The sequence below is a fragment of the Corallococcus sp. CA054B genome (genome assembly GCF_003611625.1).
Classification (GTDB): Bacteria; Myxococcota; Myxococcia; order Myxococcales; family Myxococcaceae; genus Corallococcus; species Corallococcus coralloides.
Genome location: NZ_RAVY01000348.1, coordinates 1 through 4,274 on the forward strand (window position 1 = coordinate 1; position 4,274 = coordinate 4,274).

At 70.5% G+C, this 4,274-nt stretch carries 3 protein-coding genes and 1 pseudogene; 1 reads left to right on the plus strand and 3 read right to left on the minus strand.

What is annotated here, in order from left to right:
- The 3 genes and pseudogenes from D7V80_RS40320 to D7V80_RS40330 form a co-directional block, all read right to left on the minus strand.
- A pseudogene (locus D7V80_RS40320) lies at nucleotides 1–493 on the minus strand (glucans biosynthesis glucosyltransferase MdoH); the annotation flags it as partial.
- Between the two features lie 48 nt (nucleotides 494–541).
- The gene (locus D7V80_RS40325) at nucleotides 542–1,057 is read right to left on the minus strand and encodes a hypothetical protein (RefSeq protein WP_120593070.1); all 516 of its coding nucleotides are present in this window, start codon (nucleotides 1,055–1,057) and stop codon (nucleotides 542–544) included.
- The gene (locus D7V80_RS40330; RefSeq protein WP_370452641.1) at nucleotides 1,045–2,544 is read right to left on the minus strand and encodes a glucan biosynthesis protein; all 1,500 of its coding nucleotides are present in this window, start codon (nucleotides 2,542–2,544) and stop codon (nucleotides 1,045–1,047) included. Before D7V80_RS40330 ends, D7V80_RS40325 begins: the two co-directional genes overlap by 13 nt.
- Nucleotides 2,545–3,094: 550 nt before the next feature.
- On the opposite strand from D7V80_RS40330, the gene D7V80_RS40335 reads away from it, so the two are divergent.
- On the plus strand, nucleotides 3,095–4,274 hold a 1,180-nt coding region (locus D7V80_RS40335), incomplete at its 3' end, for a DEAD/DEAH box helicase (RefSeq protein WP_233586084.1).

The window sequence follows — 4,274 nt, forward strand, 5'->3', positions numbered from 1 at the left end:
CCTGCCCGCCCACCCGGCGGCACAGCTCCGACCACGCCAGCTCCTCCGCCACCCACGACTCCGCCCGCGTGGAGTCGCTCAGCACGTAGAAGTCGAACGCGTCCAGCTGCCCCGTCGCGGCGATGGACTCATACGTGGCCTGCACGTGCGCGAACACGGCGGCCGGGTCCTCGTTGTAGACGGGCATCACCACCGCGGTGCGGCGCGTGAGCGGCCGCGCGGCCTCCTCTTCCGTGGGCCAGCGCAGCCCCGGCACCCGCTGGTTCGCCACCAGTTGGATGAAGCCCGCGACGCCGCTCCAGAACGACAGGGCGATCCACGCGAAGCACACCGCGAACAGCCCCAGCACGAACAGCTCCGGCACCGTGGTGCCGTGGGCCGCGAGCAGCCGGTGCATCTCCACGCAGGCGAACCCCGTGGACAGGGCCGCCAGTCCCAGCACCATCACGCGGCGCGGGCGCGCCAGGGCCGGAGTGTAGGGTTGGGCGTTCATGCGGACTCCGGGCTCCCGTGCGGCTTCGCTGTGTGTGAGGTGCCGCGCCTAGCGCGACGGCGACACGCCCGCCTGGCCGGCGGCGGGACGCAGCCAGCGGCGCAGCATGTCCATGAAGGGATTGAGCACGAGCACCTGCTCGCGCATCTGGCAGGGCACCTCCGCCGGGGCGGACATGGGCACTGCTTCACACACCGCGCGGCGCCACGCCTCCGGCAGCGCGGACGGAGCGCGCATCAGCACGTCCGCGCCCCAGCGCGCGCCGCCCACCAGCACGAACGCGGCCCGGCCGCGCGCCATCAGCGACGGCCCCACGTGCGCGGGCCCCAGCACCTCCGCCAGCCAGCCCTCCACCCGCCACCGCGCGAGCGCCAGCGCGGCCTCCGGCGACAAGGCCATTTCACGCGTGCCCAGGACCCAGCCCGCCAGCTTCTCCAGGTCGTTGCGGCCGGTGAAGCCGAAGTCCTGGAAGAAGCTCACCAGCGCGGCGCGGGTGTCCGCGCGGGCTTCCTGGGGCATCGCCGGAGCGAAGGAGATGAACGGGTGCGTGGTCACGGAATCCACAGGTAGCTCCAGGTCTCGGTGAGGGTCTCGGAACCGCGTTTCAAGAAGCAGCGCAGCTCGACGGGGCCTTCTCCGTCGGGCATGAGCTCGAAGGCCGCGCGGAAGCCACCCGTGACGGCGTGGACCTCGGCGCGCGGGTGCAGCACCTGGCCGCGCGAAGCGGTGACGACCGCCTCCACGGGACCGGTGCCTTCCGTGCTGGCCTTCGTGAAATCGAGGACGAAGCGACGCGCCCCCGGCTTGCTGCCCGCCGCGACACGCGTCGCCGCGACGGTGGCACCTCCGGCCTTCGCGCCCTCGGGGGCAAAGCCCCAGGACAGCCGGTAGGAAAAGCGAAGGTGTGCACCTGCCTGCACCGGTGCATCCGGCACCCAGAAGGCCACGATGTTGTCGTGGATCTCCTCGCGGGTGGGCAGCTCCACGAGCCGTACGGAGCCCGAGCCCCAGTCACCCACCGGCTCCACCCAGGCGCCCGGACGACGCTCGGAGTGAGCCTCCAGGTCCTCGTAGCTGCTGAACGCCTGGTCGCGCTGCAACAGGCCGAAGCCCGACAGCCCGTCCGTGTGGAAGCTGCTCGTCTGGATCTGCTTCGGGTTCTTCAGGGGGCGCCACAGCTTCTCGCCGTTCTTCATCCACACGGAGATGCCGTCGGAGTCGTGCACCTCCGGGCGGAAGTCGTCGAAGTCACCCCGGTCGTTCTCTCCGAAGAGGAACATGCTGGTGAGCGGCGCCACGCCCAGCTGGCGCACCGCCTTGCGCGCGAACACCGTGGACTCCACGTCCATCACGGTCCGCTCACCCGGGCGGATGGCGAAGCGATACGCGCCCGTGACGCTGGGGCTGTCCATCAGCGCGTGGACCACCACCGTGTCCGAGCCCTTCGCCGGCGTCTCCAGCCAGAACTCGCGGAACGTGGGGAACTCCTCGCCCCCCGGCTGCGCCGTGTCGATGGCGAGCCCGCGCGCGGACAGGCCATACAGGTTGCCCTTGCCCAGCGCGCGGAAGTAGCTGGCGCCCAGGAAGACCACCAGCTCGTCGTAGTAGTCCTTCGTGTTGAGCGGCGCGTTGAGGCGGAAGCCCGCGAAGCCGTTCACCTTGCCCTTGGGCGGATGGCCCACCAGGGGGCCGTAGGTGAACTGATCCGTGGAGAAAGGCACGGGGCGCGCCTTGCCGCCCTCCACCACGTTCACGCCCACCGGACGGGTGTAATAAAAACCGGGGTGGAAGAACTGTGCCCTGAAAGGCAGCGCCTCTTCACGCCACAGCGACGCGGAGTCGCGGAAGCGGATGTCCCGGTACTGATCGTAGGTGAGCTTCTCGAAGGACGGGGGCACGCCGATGGGCGGCTCCTGGTACGGCTTCGCGGCCAGCGCGCGGGCCTTCTCCTCCACCGTCTGGGCGGAAAACCCGGAGGCCTTCACCGTCCCCGCCTTCGGCTGCTGGGCACACGCCAGCGAAGCCACGCACAGCCCCAACCCCCAGGCCATCCCCACCGTCTGTCGCTGCCACCGCTTCAAGTCCCGCTCCTCACCAGGGTCCACCGCCCGCGCCAGTACGGCGCGACGCGGCAAAGGCTAGCAACGGTCATGCCAGGCGGCAGGTGCCGGGGGATTTCCCAATCATTCCAAGGACCTGCCCAGGGGTGGCCCATGGCACTTCCTTTGGACTCCAATGATTCCGGCGGCTTGAGAGGGGGCCAAGAGAGGGGCCCGTCGGCGCCTGGATTGGGGAGTTGTGGACGATGGGGACAGGCGGCCAACAGCCCTGTCCGAAATCTCCACAGCGGCCGGGGGCAGGCGGGCGGGGAGGATTTCCCGGGACATTGCCGCCCGTTGCAGGCAGTGTGGCCCAAGCCCTGGGCGGCACCGGGAATCGTTCCGGACGCACAGGGGTTCCAAGACGTTCGCAGGTGCCTCGGGCCATTGATTGGCCTGACCGCGTACCGCAAGGCGCCCCCGCAATACCGCGGGAGGGCGCGCTGCGCGGTCGGTCCCCCGCTTGAGGGGGAGTGCGCCGACCCTCCTCATTCGGGATTTCATGACTTTCGACGAACTGCAGTTGACTGATTCGCTCCTCAAGGCCGTCAAGGCGGAGGGCTACACCACGCCGACGCCCATCCAGGCGAAGGCGATTCCCCATGCCCTTGCGGGCAAGGACGTGTTGGGCGTGGCCCAGACGGGCACGGGCAAGACGGCGGCGTTCGCGCTGCCCATCCTCCAGCGCCTTTCGGCGAAGGCGCCCGCGGGCGGCGCGCGTCCGGTGCGCTGCCTGGTGCTGACGCCCACGCGCGAGCTGGCCAGCCAGGTGAGTGACAGCTTCGCCACCTACGGCAAGAACCTGCCCCTGCGCCACGCGGTGGTGTTCGGCGGCGTGGGCCAGAATCCGCAGGTCCAGGCGCTGCGCCAGGGCGTGGACATCCTGGTGGCGACGCCGGGGCGCCTGCTGGATCTCATCGACCAGGGGTTCGTGACCCTGCGCGCGCTGGAAGTGTTCGTGCTGGACGAGGCGGACCGCATGCTGGACATGGGGTTCATCCACGACGTGCGGCGGGTCATCAAGGTGCTGCCGCAGGTGCGCCAGACGCTGTTCTTCAGCGCGACGCTGCCGCCGGACATCATGGATCTGGCGCGCAACATCCTGAAGGAGCCGGTGCGCGTGGAGGTGTCGCCCGCGTCCAGCACCGCGGACACGGTGAGCCAGCAGGTGTACTTCGTGGAGCGCGAGGAGAAGCGCGCGCTGCTCACGCACCTGCTCCAGGACGCGAAGGCGATTCCGCGCGCGCTGGTGTTCACGCGCACGAAGCACGGCGCCAACCGCGTGGCCAAGCAGCTGACGTCGGCGGGCGTGCGCGCGGACGCCATCCACGGCAACAAGAGCCAGAACGCCCGCGAGCGCGCGCTGGACGAGTTCCGCGCCGGCACCCTGCGGGTGCTGGTGGCCACGGACATCGCGGCGCGCGGCATCGACATCGACGGGCTGTCGCACGTGTTCAACTACGACCTGCCCAACGTGCCGGAGCAGTACGTGCACCGCATCGGCCGCACGGGCCGCGCGGGCGCCAGCGGCCAGGCCGTGTCCTTCTGCGACTCCGAGGAGCGCGCGTACCTGCGCGACATCGAGCGCACCATCCGCCGCAGCGTGCCGGTGGTGGCGGACGCCGCGTTCCGCTCGCACCTGCCCCCTCCCCTGCCCGGTGACGTGGAGGAGAGCCGTCCTC

Excerpts from the sequence above, each read along its gene's own strand:
- D7V80_RS40330 (WP_370452641.1), bottom strand. The coding sequence starts at position 2,544 with ATGGCCTGGGGGTTGGGGCTGTGCGTGGCTTCGCTGGCGTGTGCCCAG.